Source organism: Pseudonocardia sp. GCM10023141 (assembly GCF_042653605.1).
Genome location: NZ_JBHSIR010000037.1, coordinates 34,006 through 48,209 on the forward strand (window position 1 = coordinate 34,006; position 14,204 = coordinate 48,209).

Sequence of the window (14,204 nt, forward strand, 5' to 3'; positions counted from 1 at the left end):
TCGGTGGCGGTGGGTAACCTCCCCCCGTGACCGGAACAGACCCCGCCCCGAGCACGGATGTGCGCCGCCACGCCGAGCTCGCCACCGAGCTCACCGAGCACCTGTTCCGCTATCACGTGCTCGACGCACCCATCATCTCCGACGGGCAGTTCGACACGCTGTGGCAGGAGTTCCTGGCGCTGGAGGCGGCCCATCCGGAGCTGGTCACGCCGGAGTCGCCCACGCAGAAGGTCGGCGGCCGGTTCTCCACCGACTTCACGGCGTACGACCACCTCGAGCGCATGCTCAGCCTCGACAACGCCTTCACGGCCGACGAGCTGCGCGGCTGGGCCGAGCGCGTCGCGCGGGATCTCGGCTCCGGGATCGGCGCGGGGGAGCTCCACTACCTGTGCGAGCTCAAGATCGACGGGCTGGCCGTCAACCTGCTGTACGAGAACGGCAGGCTCACGCGCGCCCTCACCCGCGGCGACGGCCGCACCGGTGAGGACATCACCCTCAACATGCGCACGCTCGAGGAGGTGCCCGAGCAGCTCACCGGCACCGCCGAGTTCCCGGTGCCGGAGCTGATCGAGGTGCGCGGCGAGGTCTACTTCCGGCTCGCCGACTTCGAGGCGCTCAACGCGCTGATGGTGGAGGCAGGCAAGCCGGTCTACGCCAACCCGCGCAACACCGCGGCGGGCTCGCTGCGCCAGAAGGATCCGCGCGTCACCGCGTCGCGGCACCTGCGCCTGATCTGCCACGGCTTCGGCAAGCGCGAGGGCTTCACGCTCACCCGCCAGTCCGAGGGCTACGACGCGTTGCGCGCCTGGGGCCTGCCGGTGTCGGCGCGCACGAAGGTCCTCACCGGGGTAGCCGAGATCATCGCCCACACCGAGTACTGGGGCGAGCACCGCCACGACATCGAGCACGAGATCGACGGCATCGTCATCAAGGTCGACGAGCTGGCCCTGCAGCGGCGCCTCGGCAGCACCTCGCGCGCACCGCGCTGGGCCATCGCGTTCAAGTACCCGCCGGAGGAGGCCGTCACCAAGCTCCTCGACATCCAGGTCAACGTCGGTCGCACCGGCCGCGTCACCCCGTTCGCGGTGATGGAGCCGGTCGTGGTGGCCGGTTCCACGGTCGCGATGGCCACGCTGCACAACGCCGACGAGGTGCGCCGCAAAGGCGTGCTCATCGGCGACCGGGTGGTCATCCGCAAGGCGGGCGACGTCATCCCGGAGGTGCTGGGCCCGGTCGTCGAGGCGCGCGACGGCTCCGAGCGCGCGTTCGTGATGCCCACCCACTGTCCCGAGTGCGGCACCGCGCTGGCGCAGCAGAAGGCAGGCGATGTCGATCGGCGCTGCCCCAACTCCCGGTCCTGCCCGGCGCAGCTGCGGGAGCGGCTGTTCCACGTGTCCGGACGCGGCTCCTTCGACATCGAGGGCCTGGGCTACGAGGCCGCGGCGGGGCTGCTCACGTCGGGGGTGGTGCAGGACGAGGGTGATGTCTTCTCGCTCACGGAGGAGGATCTGCTGCGGGTCGAGCTGTTCCGCACGAAGGCGGGAGAGCTCTCGGCCAACGGGCGCAAGCTGCTCGTCAACCTGCAGGCTGCCAAGGAGCGGCCGCTGTGGCGGGTGCTCGTCGGGCTCTCCATCCGCCACGTGGGGCCCACCGCGGCGCAGGCATTGGCGCGCGAGTTCACGTCGATGGACACCATCGAGGCGGCCGCGGCCGAGGCGGCGCGCGCCACGGAGGCGGCCGGTCTGGCCATCACGTCCGACGGGTCCGCCGAGGAGGACGTCCCGGTCGTCGAGGAAGCCCCCGCCGAGGTCGAGAGCGCCGCCGAGGCGGGTGCGGAGGCCACCGACGCCGACGACGAGGAGGCCGCACCGGCGGAGCTCACGGCAGAGGAGAAGGCGCTCGTCGCGGAGAAGGCGGCGCGCGCCGCCACCCGCGCGCAGGCCAAGGCGCTGGCCGCCGCGCTGGCCCCGATCGCCGGCGCCGAGGGCGTCGGGCCCACCATCGCGGCCGCGCTGCGTGACTGGTTCTCCGTCGACTGGCACCGCGAGGTCGTGGCCAAGTGGCGCGCCGCCGGGGTCCGCATGGTCGACGAGGTCGACGACTCGGTGCCGCGCACCCTCGACGGGATGTCCATCGTCATCACCGGATCGATGGATTCCTTCTCCCGCGACGAGGCCAAGGAGGCCATCACCGCCCGCGGCGGGCGGGCCGCGAGCTCGGTGTCGAAGAAGACCGCGTTCGTGGTGGCGGGGGAGGCGCCCGGCTCCAAGTACGACAAGGCCATCGAGATCGGGGTCCCGGTGCTCGACGAGGCAGGCTTTCGCGTGCTGCTCGAACGCGGTCCGGAGGCCGCCCGTGAGGTGGCCTCCGTCGAAGCTTGACACCTGCCCAGATTCTGGGGTCCGGACGTCGCCCGTATGATCAATTCTCCGGGTTTCGAGGGTCCTCCGATGGGAGGGAGCCGGTATGCCCGCTGCTTCGGCGGGCTATCCTCTCCGGGATGGGGGTGTCGCAGTGCTGCAGGCGGTTCTGAACGGATCGCGGCCCGAGGATGCGCACCCTGCGCTGCCCGTCCTCGCCCGCCACCTCGCGCGTGATGCGCGTGCCGTTGCGCGGCTCGGGATCTCCGCGGTGCACGTGCACCCGCGCGCTCCCAACGGGCTCGAGACGCTCGACCCGATGCACGTGGGCGACGCGGTCGCCGCCATCCGGGCCGAGGTGCCCGGCATGGAGATCGGCGTCACCACCGGCCGCTGGATCGAGCCCGACCCCATGAAGCGCATCGAGGCCGTGCTGGCCTGGGGCCACCTGGGTGTCGGCAAGCCGGACGTGTGCTCGGTCAACGTCCACGAGAAGGGCTGGGTCGACGTCTGCGCGGCCGCCCACTCGGTGGGCATCGGCGTCGAGCTCGGCGTGTGGACGAGCGGCGACGCCGTCACGCTGCGCACCAACGGCGTACCGCCCGGCACCACGCGGGTTCTGGCCGAGTCCACCGTGGCCGACCCCGAGACGGCGGTGGCCGAGGCCGTGCGCATCATGCGTGCGCTCGGTGCCGAGCTGGGTGCCCCCGTGCTGCTGCACGGCGAGGAGGACGGCGCCTGGCCCGTGCTCGAGTACGCGCTGCGCATGAACATCGACACCCGCATCGGCTTCGAGGACGTGCTGGTGCGCCCCGACGGCTGGCTCGCCACCGGCAACGACGACCTCGCGAGAGCCGCGCTCGGTATCCGCGTCTGAGCCGTGCCCCGGGCCTCGCCTGGGGGCACGTCTCTGTGCGCGATGTCACACCCTGTGCGGCGTCTGTGGGTGTAAACGCACGCTTCGTCGGGTACGGAGGTCACTCCGAGAGGCCCTGAGCAAGCGATTTGGCAAATGCAACAGAAATAGTCCCGCACCCGTGGTCGAGGACGTGGCCTGTTGTGGGATCCGAGCAATACCGTTGAACGCATGGGAGTTCTCGGCACCATCGGACGACGCGCTCAGGTCGCGGCGGGTTGGCTCACCACACCGTTGCTGCCCGATGATCTCCTCGGCACGCTCAATCCGTTGTGGTCCACCCGCGAGCCGCACGCTCGCGTGGTCGGGCTGCGCAGGGAGACCGCCGACACCACCACGCTGCTGCTGCGCACCGGGGTCAAGCGCCCGGCGCACCGGCCGGGGCAGTTCGTCGGCGTCGGGGTCCGGATCGACGGCGTGTGGCAGTGGCGCACGTACTCGGTCACGTCCCGCCCGTCGGACCCGCTGCTCGCGGTCACGGTCACGGTCGTGCCCGGCGGCAGCGTCTCCGGACGGCTCGCACACGGCACACCGGTCGGCACGCTGCTGCGGATCGGCCCGCCCGCAGGCGAGTTCGTGCTCCCCGAGCCGGTGCCGGAGAAGCTGCTGTTCCTCACGGCCGGCAGTGGCATCACGCCCGTCATGGGCATGCTGCGCGAGCTGGCAGCCAGCCGTCCCGAGGCGCTCGACGGCGCCGTGCTGGTGCACTGCGATCGCACGTCCCCCGAACTGATCTTCGGCCCGGAGCTGCGGGCCATGGCCGCCTCCACCGGGCTGCGCCTGGTCGAGCGCCACACCAGCACCGGTGGTCGGCTCACCCCCGACTGCCTCACCGACGCGGTCCCGGACTGGGCGGCCCGCCAGGCCTGGGCCTGCGGTCCGGCCGGCATGCTCGACGCCTTCACCGAGCGGTGGGCGCGCGCGGGAGATCCCGACGCGCTGCACGTGGAGCGGTTCACCCCGCCCGCCATCGCCGCCGATGGTGCGCCCGGTGGCCGCGTGCGCTTCACGACGAGCGGGATCGAGGCTGACGCCGGTCCCGGGGAGCCCCTCATGGCGGCCGGCGAGGCGGCAGGCGCGCTGCTGCCCAACGGCTGCCGCATGGGCATCTGCCACACCTGCGTGGGCAAGCTGCGCTCCGGCGCGGTGCGTGACCTGCGCACAGGCGATCTGCACGACACCCCCGGCGAGCCCGTCCGCACCTGTGTATCCGGTGCCGCGGGTGACGTCGACATCGAGCTGTAGGAGACCGTATGACTTCCCCGACGAGTGCTGCTGCACATCTCACCGACGAGCAGATCGCGGAGCTCGGTGTCGAGCTCGACGCCATCCGCGACGAGGTCATCGCCAGCCTCGGTGAGAACGACGCCAAGTACATCCACAAGGTCATCGCCTGGCAGCGTGGCCTCGAGGTCGGCGGCCGCGGCGCGCTCCTGTTCTCCCTGTTCCCTCCGGCGTGGATCGCCGGCACGGCCGCACTGGCGGCCGCCAAGATCCTCGACAACATGGAGATCGGGCACAACGTCCTGCACGGCCAGTGGGACTGGATGAAGGACCCGAAGATCCACTCCACCACGTGGGAGTGGGACCACGCGACGCCTGCCAAGGCCTGGCAGCGCACCCACAACTTCGAGCACCACACGTACACCAACGTGCGTGGCAAGGACCGCGACCTCGGCTACTCGATCATGCGGATCACGCCTGAGCAGGAGTGGAGCCCGTCGCGGCTGTTCCAGCCGTTCGTCAACCTGGGCCTCTCGATGATCTTCGAGTGGGGCATCGCGCTCTACGACATCGAGCTCGACAAGGTCAAGAGCGGCGAGAAGGAGTGGTCCGTCGCCAAGGAGGAGCTCAAGGTCGCCGGCAGGAAGGTGGCCAAGCAGCTCGCCAAGGACTACGTCCTGTTCCCGCTGCTGTCGGGCCCCGGGTTCCTGAGCACGCTCGCGGCCAACGCCACCGCCAACCTCATCCGCAACCTCTGGTCACACGCGGTGATCTTCTGCGGCCACTTCCCGGACGGCACGGAGACGTTCGAGGAAGAGCGTCTGGAGGGGGAGACCCAGGGTGAGTGGTACGTCCGCCAGATGCTCGGCTCGGCGAACCTGAGCGGGAGCAAGTTCTTCCACACGATGACCGGCAACCTCAGCCACCAGATCGAGCACCACCTGTTCCCCGACGTGCCGAGCAACCGGTACATCGAGATCGCCCCGAAGGTGCGCGAGATCTGCCAGCGCTACGGTCTGACCTACACCACGGGCTCGCTGCCGCGGCAGTACGGCAAGGTCCTGCGCAAGATCGCGCGGCTGGCGTTCCCGGGCGGTGGCCCCAAGAAGGGGGTCACCCCGATCCCGATCAAGCGCTCGCGCCGCCCGCTGCAGTCGGCCCAGCCGGTGCGCCTGGCGTCCTGACCCTCGGGGCAGGTGCATTACCAGAATTTCTGCAGGATCGAAACGGCCCGGGGCAAGATCGCCCGGGCCGTTTCGGCACGCCCGTCGATGCCGCCGGATGCCCTCCCGACGTGACGCTCCACAGTCGTCAGGACGCAGTCGCGTGGATCGCCTGCCCGGTCGCCTCCGCCGGCCACGGCGACCGGGCGATCGCCTGCTCGACGGTCAGCACCCCGCGTCCCACGTCGGCGGCCAGCGCGGCCACGGTGGCGAGCTCGGCGCGCTGGGTCCGCACGAACGCGACGTCGACGGGCTCCCCGTGACCGGGCACCACGACGCCGGGAGCCAGGTCCAGCACCGCATCCAGCAAGGCGGGCCAGGCTGCGAGCGCCGAGTCGGGGCCCACCGAAGGTGATGCGCCCTGCTCGACGGTGTCGCCCGCGAACACCACCGCGGCGTCCGGCACGTGGACCAGCACGTCGTGGTCGGTGTGGCCGCGGTCGGCGTGGATGAGCGTCACGGTCCGGCCGCCCAGGTCGAGCGCCACGGTGGGGTCGACGGCCCGATCCGGCAGCAGCCGCCTGGCGCCTTCGAGCCGCCCGGCGAGCTCCGGCTTCCCCTCGGCGCGGTAGCGCTGCGCCCACTCGGTGACCTGCGCCGCGCCGTCGGCCGTGATGACCTCGCCGCAGCGGGGATGCGCGTACACCGGAGCAGGCAGGAACGCGCCGGTACCCAGGAAGTGGTCCCAGTGCGCGTGCGTGATCACCACCGTCCACGGCAGCGGCGTGATCGCGCGGACGGCGGCGGCGAACACGGCACCGTGCACCTCGTCCGTGCCGGTGTCGATCACCAGGCAGCGCTCGGAACCGACCACGAGCCCGAGCGTCAGGTCCAGCTCGACGTGGCGGCGCGCGAACACGCCGTCCGCAAGAACGATCCACCGCACGAGCAGGTGTCTACCAGAGCGCCCGGCGCCCGGACGTCAGATTGCAGGAAAGCCACTTTCCCGCAACGTCGTTGCAGGAAAGTGGCTTTCCTGCAACGCGGCGGGGTCGGCCCGGAACCAGAAGGGGCCCGCACCCACCCGTCGATGGTGGTTGCGGGCCCCCGATCGTGGGGTGCGCTCAGAGCGCGTACTGCTTGATCCAGTCGACCTGCATCTGGTTGTTGCCGCCGCCCCCGCTGCCGGGGAAGTAGTCGAGCTGGATGCACAGGTGCATCGGGCCCGGCGGCAGCGCGGACTTGTCGGTGGTGCGGAACCACTCCTTGCCGTCGACGAACGTCGCGATGTGGTCGGGCGTCCACTCCACGGCCCAGTTGTGCCACTGGGTGGCGTCGATGTTGACAGTGCCGCTGAGCTGGGAGTTGCTGCTGCCGTAGTGCAGGAACATGTTGGTGCTCTGCCGGCTGTGGTCGCTCATCTCCATGAAGTCGACCTCGCCGCCCACCGGCCAGTTCTCGGCGTCGGGCCACAGCAGCAGGAGCGCGTTGTAGTCCTTCGCGCCGACCGGCGCCTTGACCCGCCCCTCCCAGCGGCCGTACTTCTGGCCCTTGCCCCAGGCCATGCCCTCCGTGTTGCCGGCGGCGTCGCCCGCGATGGTGAGGACACCACCCAGGACGCTCGCGGCGCTCGGGGTGCGACGACCGTTGCCGCCGTGCCCGGCGCCGTCGTAGAGGCCCCAGCCGCCCAGGCCCGCGGTGAAGTCGTCGGACTTGACCGGCGTGCCCCAGCCGAACTTGTCGGCGGCCGACGTGCCGGTACCGGTGCCCGCGGCAGCGGCCGCTGCAGGCGGCTTCGGTGCCACGGGAACGGGTGCCGGCGCGGGCTTGGGCGACGTCGTCGGGACGGGCGCGGGGGTCGGGGTCGCGGTGTTCCCGCCGTGCCCGTTGCCGTTGCCGTGCCCGCTGGTGGCAGGGGTGTCGGTCGCGGGTGCGTCGACGACCGGAACCGTCGCGCCGGCGCCGGTGGCGGCGCACTCGGCGGGCAGCTCGTCGCCGACACCGGCCCGGTCCAGCGCCTTGCGCAGCTGGGTGGCCTGCTTGCTGTCGTCTCCGCTGTTGAGCGCCAGCACCAGCTGGTGCGCCGCACGCATCCAGTTGCACTGGTCCACCGCGGCCACACCGGCCGACGGGAGCCCGACGGTGATGGCGGCCGCCACGACCAATACGGCGATGGTGCGCTTGCGCTTGCGGCCGGGCCCAGAAGGCATCCGGTGACCGGTCCGCGGCCCGTTCGGGGGCGGCGTGCGGTGTCGGGTGCTGCGCCGCGTCGGCGCCGCGTCCTCGGTGTCCTCGGTCTCGTGGAGGATCGGGGTCTCGACGCTCGGAGCTTCAAGGGGCAGTGCCGCGATGACGGGAAGGTCGACGGCCGTGGTCTCGACATCGGTCGGTGCGAGGTCGAAGCCGGCAGCGGGTGCGACCGCAGTGGGTGCGACCGCGGCGGGTGCGACCGCGGCGGGTGCGACCGCGGCGGGGGCGACGTCCTCGAGCCCGTGTGACCTGGCGAAACCGTCGAAGCTGTCGTAACCGTGGGACTTGGCGAAGTCGTCGAAGCTGCCGAACGGGTCGAACGCGGGGATGGCGTCGTCGGGGGCGCGGCGCGGAGCCGGGAGGCTGCTGGCCGGGATGCTGGGGAACGATCCGGCCGACTCGAGGGTGGAGGTAGCGGGCGCGGGGTCAGCGGCTCGGTGCCGGGAACTCGCGGGAGGTTCGTCGGCCGGGGTCGCCGATTCGGGGAGGGCGTGCCTGGACATGGAAGTTCCTCACACCGGTGGCCGTGGCCGTGGGGGCGACCGCGGACTCCTGCCCAGTGGCTGTGGGGCACCTGTGGGGAGCGTCGGCGGGCAGGATCCCGGAACCGAACCAGGTGCACCGGTCACCTCCGTGGGGGTCGACCGGCCAGGGGAACGTAGCCGTGGCGCGACCACACCCAGTAGGAGTCGTCCGGGTATGTGCGGTGACTGGAGCCCTCGACGCCATCAACGGATGAACGGTTGAAAAAGGTTGCTTCCGGTCCGTCATTTTCCGTCGAGCGGGAAGTTCGCGTCGTCGAGCGGTCCCAACCCTGCCTGTCGGCCCGGATCGGAGGCCGTGCGGAGGGCGACGGTCAGCTCGAGCCGGGAGGTCGGCTCATCGAGCGCTGGACCGAACGTCTCACGCAGACCCGCCAATCGGTAGCGCACCGTCTGCGGGTGGACGTGGAGTGCGGCAGCGGTGGCCGTGATGTCACCGTGGGCGTCGAGCCATGCCCGCAACGTCTCCTCGGCCCGCGCGGCGGCGCCCTCCGGCATCGCCCGCAGGGGCGCGAGCGCCCGCGCGCAGAGCTCGGTGGTCAGCTCCGGTTCGGCGGCGAGCAGCAGCGCCAGCAGGTGTTCGTCGCTGCGGGCCAGCGGATCGCGGGTACCGGGCTGCAACTGTCCGGCCCGGTGCAGCGGCCAGGCCGCCTGCGCCCGCGCGATCGACCGCGGCACGGCGGCGGGTGCGACCGTCGGACCCAGCACGGCCGGCTGTCCCCGCAGCGCGGTGCGCACCCGGTCGATCCAGCCGCCGATGTCGGGCATCGTGACGAGGACGACGCCCACCGGGTCGAGGTCGGCGCCGATGGCGCCCGGCAACCGGTTGGCCACCGCCACCGCGTCCTCGACGGCCAGCGCCGCCAGCCGCGGCGGCACCTTCCAGCCCGCTGCCGCGGCGGCGCTCTCCACCTCGGCGGCAGGCGCGGGTGGGCGCCGGGCCAGCAGCACCACCACGGCGTGGCGGCGGGTCTGCGCAGAGCCGGTCTGGCTGGACTCCTCCGACGTCCAGCCGGCGACGGACGCTGCCGAGAGCTCCTCGATATAGGTGAACAGCGCCTCGGCGAGCCGGAAGATCACCTCCGGCGGCAGCTGGCGGGCCGTCGCGCTGGCCCCGAGATGGCGCCACAGCGTGCGGCTGCCCACCTGGTAGGCCGACGTCAGCGCGGCCAGCGTGCGGCCCTCGCGGTACTCCAGCTGGCCCAGCGCGCGGTACACCTGCAGGTCGACGAGCGGCACGTCGCAACCGAGCAGGTCGAGGAACTGGGCGAGCGCCACCGCGACGCCCTCGGTGATGCGGGTGCCGAACCGGCCCGTCATCGGGCGCGCGAAGTCGGAGACCTCCGTGCGGACCGCGGCGATGATGTCCCCGGTCGAACCGGCCAGCTCCGGCCGCAGTGCGGCCCCGACCCAGCTGGGCACGCGTGCCCACGGCCGTTCCAGCCCGTTCGGTTCGGTGGTCATGTCACAACCGGTCTATCACGCACCGCCCAGCACCGTCGTGATGATCCCCGCGAGGTGTGTGAGCCGCGCCAGCTCCGACGGCCGGAACGCGGGCCCGCCGGGCCGCCCGACCACCAGCGCCTGCGCGGCGGCGCCGAACGGTGCCGCCGCGAGCTCGGTGTCGAGCGCGAGCCACGGCTCGGGCACCCAGTGCAGCTCGGGATCGATGACGATGGCCCGCTTGAGCGGCAGCCACGGCAGGTCCCCGGCGCGGGTCTCGGGCGCGGCGGCGCTCTCCGCGGTGCGGTAGGACCGGTCGCCGTCGCGCACCGCGATCAGCGCCCAGCCGGCCCGGAAGATCCGGGGCACACCGGCGGCGAGCAGCATCAGGCCGTTGCCCGGATCGCCGGTGATCTCCTCGATCAGCTCCAGCTCACGATGGGTGTCCAGCCGTCCGGAGTGCGGGCGCACGGACTCCACGGTGACCCCCGGAACCGACTCCGCGGCCGTGATCAGGACGTCGGGCGGGCGCCCGGACGGCAGCTCGACGGCGAGGTCGTCGATGGCGTTGCCGTGGAGCCGCTCGACCACGTCGACGCCGAGGATGTCGGCCCCGGCGTTGCCGAGAGCCGTCGCCACGGCTCCGAGACTCCCCGGCTGATCCGGTAGCACGACACGGAGCAGGAACGACACGCCACACGCCCTCTCACCCGACAGACCCACCGCGCGGCGAAGCCGGTGCCGCTCGGGCAGGCCGACGCGGCACTCGACGGAGGATTGTGACAGGCGGCGGCCCGATCGGTGCAACTTCGGGCGAAGCGCACAGCTGGCACACAGGGAGCGCGCCCTGCCCTCCGGATATCCCTCGGCACGCCGCCACTAGACTCAACCCTTCGACGGATGCGCCGGTGCAGCGCTGCGTTGCCGCCCCGCCGTTGCCATCCTGTCGCCCCGCATCCGAGCATCGTCACACGCCATGGAGGGACATGTCCGCCGATCCCGCGGTTTCGGGTATCAGTAGGGACGAGGTGGCCCACCTCGCCCGGCTGGCCAGGCTCGCCGTCACCGACGCGGAGCTGGACATGTTCGCCGGCCAGCTCGACGTGATCCTCGGCTCCGTCGCACGCGTCGGTGAGGTCGCCGCCGACGACATCCCACCCACCTCCCACGCCGTGCCGCTGCAGAACGTCTTCCGGCCCGACGAGCTGCGCCCGGGACTCACCCAGGAGCAGGCGCTCTCCGGTGCCCCCGCCTCCGAGGACGGCCGTTTCCGCGTGCCGCAGATCCTGGGGGAGGAGGCGTGAGCGCCGACCTGACCAGGCTGACCGCCGCCGAGCTGGCCACGAAGATCCACAGCCGCGACGTCTCGGCCGTCGAGGTCGCACAGGCCCACCTCGACCGCATCGCGGCCGTCGACGGCTCGGTGCACGCGTTCCTGCACGTCGCGGGCGAGGCGGCGCTCGAGTCGGCCGCGCTCGTCGACGCGTCCCTCGATGCCGGCACCGCGCCCGCGTCGCCGCTGGCCGGGGTGCCGCTCGCGCTCAAGGACGTGTTCACCACGTCCGACATGCCCACCACGGCCGGCTCGCGGATCCTGGAGGGCTGGCGCCCGCCCTACGACGCCACGGTCACCGCGCGGCTGCGCGCGGCGGGCATCACGATCCTGGGCAAGACCAACATGGACGAGTTCGCGATGGGCTCCTCCACCGAGCACTCCGCGTACGGCGTCACCCACAACCCGTGGGACCTCGGGCGCGTCCCCGGCGGTTCGGGTGGCGGCTCGGCTGCCGCGCTGGCCGCCTACGAGGCGCCGCTCTCGATCGGCACCGACACGGGCGGCTCCATCCGCCAGCCCGCAGCGTTCACCGGCACCGTCGGCGTCAAGCCCACCTACGGCGGTGTCTCCCGCTACGGGCTCATCGCCTGCGCGTCGTCGCTCGACCAGGGCGGGCCCTGCGCGCGCACGGTGCTCGACGCCGCGCTGCTGCACGAGGTCATCGCCGGGCACGACCCGCTCGACTCCACCTCGATCGACTCACCGGTGCCCGGTGTCGTCGAGGCCGCGCGGCTCGGCGCCACCGGTGACCTGTCCGGGGTGCGCGTCGGGGTCGTGAAGGAGCTCGGCGGCGAGGGCTACCAGGCCGGTGTCCGGGCCTCCTACGAGGACGCGCTGGCCCGGCTGGAGAAGCTGGGCGCGGAGCTCGTCGAGGTCAGCTGCCCGCACTTCGAGTACGGGCTGGCCGCCTACTACCTGATCCTGCCCAGCGAGGTCTCGTCCAACCTGGCCCGCTTCGACGCCATGCGCTACGGCCTGCGCGTCGACAAGGGGGCTTCGGCGGAGGAGGTCATGGCGGCCACCCGCGAGGTCGGCTTCGGTCCCGAGGTCAAGCGGCGCATCATCCTCGGCACGTACGCGCTGTCGTCGGGTTACTACGACGCCTACTACGGCCAGGCCCAGAAGGTGCGCACGCTGATCAGCCGCGACTTCGCCGCGGCGTTCACCAAGGCCGACGTGCTGGTGTCGCCCACCACGCCCACCACGGCGTTCCCGATCGGCGACAAGGTCGACGACCCGCTCGCCATGTACCTCAACGACCTCGCCACGATCCCCACCAACCTCGCGGGCACCGCCGCGATGTCGGTGCCGTCCGGGCTCGCCGACGACGGCCTGCCGGTCGGGCTGCAGATCATGGCGCCCGCGCTGGGCGAGGCCGCGATGTACCGCGTCGGGGCGGCCTTCGAGGCCGCCCGCAACGCCGCACAGGACGGCCCGCTGATCCACCGCGTCCCGGAGGTGACCGCATGAGTACTCCGACACTGGTCGACTTCGACGACGTCGTCGAGCGCTTCGACCCGATGCTCGGGCTCGAGGTGCACGTCGAGCTCAACACGCAGACCAAGATGTTCTGCGGCTGCCCCACGGAGTTCGGCGCCGAGCCCAACACCCAGGTCTGCCCCACCTGCCTCGGGCTGCCCGGTTCGCTGCCGGTGGTCAACCGCACCGCCGTCGAGTCGGCCATGCGGATCGGGCTCGCGCTCAACTGCTCGATCGCGCCGTGGGGCCGGTTCGCGCGGAAGAACTACTTCTACCCGGACATGCCGAAGAACTTCCAGACGTCGCAGTACGACGAGCCGATCGCCGTCAACGGCTGGCTCGACGTGCAGCTCGACGACGGCTCGGTGTTCCGCGTCGAGATCGAGCGCGCGCACATGGAGGAGGACACCGGCAAGTCGCTGCACGTCGGCGGTGCCACCGGTCGCATCCACGGTGCCGAGTACTCGCTGCTCGACTACAACCGCGCGGGCGTCCCGCTGATCGAGATCGTCACGAAGATGATCCCGGGCACGCGGGAGCGGGCGCCGGAGGTGGCGCGCGCGTACGTCACGGCGCTGCGCGACCTGATCAAGGCGCTCGGTGTCTCCGACGTCCGGATGGACCAGGGATCGATGCGCTGCGACGTCAACCTGTCGCTCTCGCCGCGCGACTCCGGGATCCTCGGTACGCGCAGCGAGACGAAGAACGTCAACTCGCTGCGCTCGGTGGAGCGGGCCGTCCGGTACGAGATGTCGCGCCACGCAGGCGTGCTCGACGCCGGTGAGAAGGTCGTCCAGGAGACGCGCCACTTCCAGGAGGACACGGCCAGCACCCGGTCCGGGCGGATCAAGGAGACCTCGGAGGACTACCGGTACTTCCCGGAGCCCGACCTGGTCCCGATCGCGCCGTCGCAGGAGTGGGTGCAGGAGCTGCGCGGCACGCTCCCCGAGCTGCCGTGGGAGCGCCGGGCCCGGCTGCAGTCGGACTGGTCGCTCTCGGACGAGGAGCTGCGCGACCTCGTCAACGCCGGGGCGCTCGACCTCATCGAGGCCACGGTCGCCGCGGGCGCGCCTGCTGACGACGCGCGGTCGTGGTGGGTGGCGTACCTGACGCAGCAGGCCAACACCCAGGGCGTCCCGCTCGAGGAGCTGGCGATCACGCCGGTGCAGCTGGCGCGCGTGATCGCGCTCGTGGCCTCGGGCGAGCTCAACAACAAGCTGGCCCGCCAGGCCGTCGATGGCGTGCTCGCCGGCGAGGGCGAGCCCGACGAGGTCGTCGCGGCCCGTGGTCTCGCGGTGGTGTCCGACGAGGGTGAGCTGATCGCCGCCGTCGACGCCGCACTCGCGGCCCAGCCCGACGTCGCGGAGAAGATCCGCGGGGGCAAGGTCCAGGCCGCCGGCGCCATCGTCGGCGCGGTCATGAAGGCCACCGGCGGCAAGGCCGACGCCAAGCGGGTCCGCGAGCTGATCGTGCAGCGCTGCGGGGCGTAAC

Annotated in this window: 11 protein-coding genes; 7 read left to right on the forward strand and 4 right to left on the reverse strand. The window is 72.0% G+C overall.

What is annotated here, in order from left to right; genetic code table 11:
• Positions 1-26 precede the first annotated feature (26 nt).
• The 4 genes from ligA to ACFPFQ_RS23110 all read left to right on the forward strand — a co-directional run bounded on the left by ligA (position 27) and on the right by ACFPFQ_RS23110 (position 5,684).
• Positions 27-2,381 (forward strand): NAD-dependent DNA ligase LigA, encoded by a 2,355-nt coding sequence (gene ligA, locus ACFPFQ_RS23095; RefSeq protein ID WP_379622174.1) that lies wholly within the window; start codon positions 27-29, stop codon positions 2,379-2,381.
• Positions 2,382-2,514: 133 nt separating this feature from the next.
• The gene (locus tag ACFPFQ_RS23100) at positions 2,515-3,237 is read left to right on the forward strand and encodes a 3-keto-5-aminohexanoate cleavage protein (protein ID WP_379622176.1); all 723 of its coding nucleotides are present in this window, start codon (positions 2,515-2,517) and stop codon (positions 3,235-3,237) included.
• Between the two features lie 210 nt (positions 3,238-3,447).
• Positions 3,448-4,521 (forward strand): ferredoxin reductase, encoded by a 1,074-nt coding sequence (locus ACFPFQ_RS23105; RefSeq protein WP_379622178.1) that lies wholly within the window; start codon positions 3,448-3,450, stop codon positions 4,519-4,521.
• Between the two features lie 8 nt (positions 4,522-4,529).
• Entirely contained in the window at positions 4,530-5,684 is a 1,155-nt protein-coding gene (locus ACFPFQ_RS23110; protein WP_379622180.1) for a fatty acid desaturase family protein, read from the forward strand.
• Positions 5,685-5,811: 127 nt separating this feature from the next.
• Here the strand turns inward: ACFPFQ_RS23110 and ACFPFQ_RS23115 are convergent, their stop codons facing one another.
• From ACFPFQ_RS23115 to ACFPFQ_RS23130, 4 genes are all read right to left on the reverse strand, one after another.
• On the reverse strand, positions 5,812-6,609 hold the full coding sequence (locus ACFPFQ_RS23115) for an MBL fold metallo-hydrolase (RefSeq protein ID WP_379622182.1): 798 nt from the start codon (positions 6,607-6,609) through the stop codon (positions 5,812-5,814).
• A gap of 178 nt (positions 6,610-6,787) precedes the next feature.
• Positions 6,788-8,416 carry a glycoside hydrolase family 16 protein gene (locus ACFPFQ_RS23120; protein ID WP_379622184.1) on the reverse strand — a complete coding sequence of 543 codons (1,629 nt, stop codon included), beginning with the start codon at positions 8,414-8,416 and terminating at the stop codon, positions 6,788-6,790.
• Positions 8,417-8,680: 264 nt separating this feature from the next.
• Positions 8,681-9,919, reverse strand: coding sequence for a helix-turn-helix domain-containing protein (locus tag ACFPFQ_RS23125; RefSeq protein WP_379622186.1), 1,239 nt, complete (start codon positions 9,917-9,919; stop codon positions 8,681-8,683).
• Positions 9,920-9,934: 15 nt separating this feature from the next.
• Positions 9,935-10,591 carry an amino acid-binding protein gene (locus ACFPFQ_RS23130; protein ID WP_379622188.1) on the reverse strand — a complete coding sequence of 219 codons (657 nt, stop codon included), beginning with the start codon at positions 10,589-10,591 and terminating at the stop codon, positions 9,935-9,937.
• Between the two features lie 293 nt (positions 10,592-10,884).
• Here ACFPFQ_RS23130 and gatC point away from each other — a divergent pair, with 293 nt between their 5' ends.
• Genes gatC through gatB form a run of 3 tightly spaced genes read left to right on the forward strand, consistent with a single transcriptional unit; the run spans position 10,885 to position 14,203 of the window.
• Positions 10,885-11,202, forward strand: a complete 318-nt coding sequence (gatC, locus tag ACFPFQ_RS23135; protein ID WP_379622190.1) for an Asp-tRNA(Asn)/Glu-tRNA(Gln) amidotransferase subunit GatC — start codon at positions 10,885-10,887, stop codon at positions 11,200-11,202.
• Entirely contained in the window at positions 11,199-12,704 is a 1,506-nt protein-coding gene (gatA, locus tag ACFPFQ_RS23140) for an Asp-tRNA(Asn)/Glu-tRNA(Gln) amidotransferase subunit GatA (RefSeq protein ID WP_379622192.1), read from the forward strand. The genes gatC and gatA overlap by 4 nt, the downstream gene beginning before the upstream one ends.
• Positions 12,701-14,203 carry an Asp-tRNA(Asn)/Glu-tRNA(Gln) amidotransferase subunit GatB gene (gene gatB, locus ACFPFQ_RS23145; RefSeq protein WP_379622194.1) on the forward strand — a complete coding sequence of 501 codons (1,503 nt, stop codon included), beginning with the start codon at positions 12,701-12,703 and terminating at the stop codon, positions 14,201-14,203. The genes gatA and gatB overlap by 4 nt, the downstream gene beginning before the upstream one ends.
• The last annotated feature ends 1 nt before the right edge of the window (position 14,204 follow it).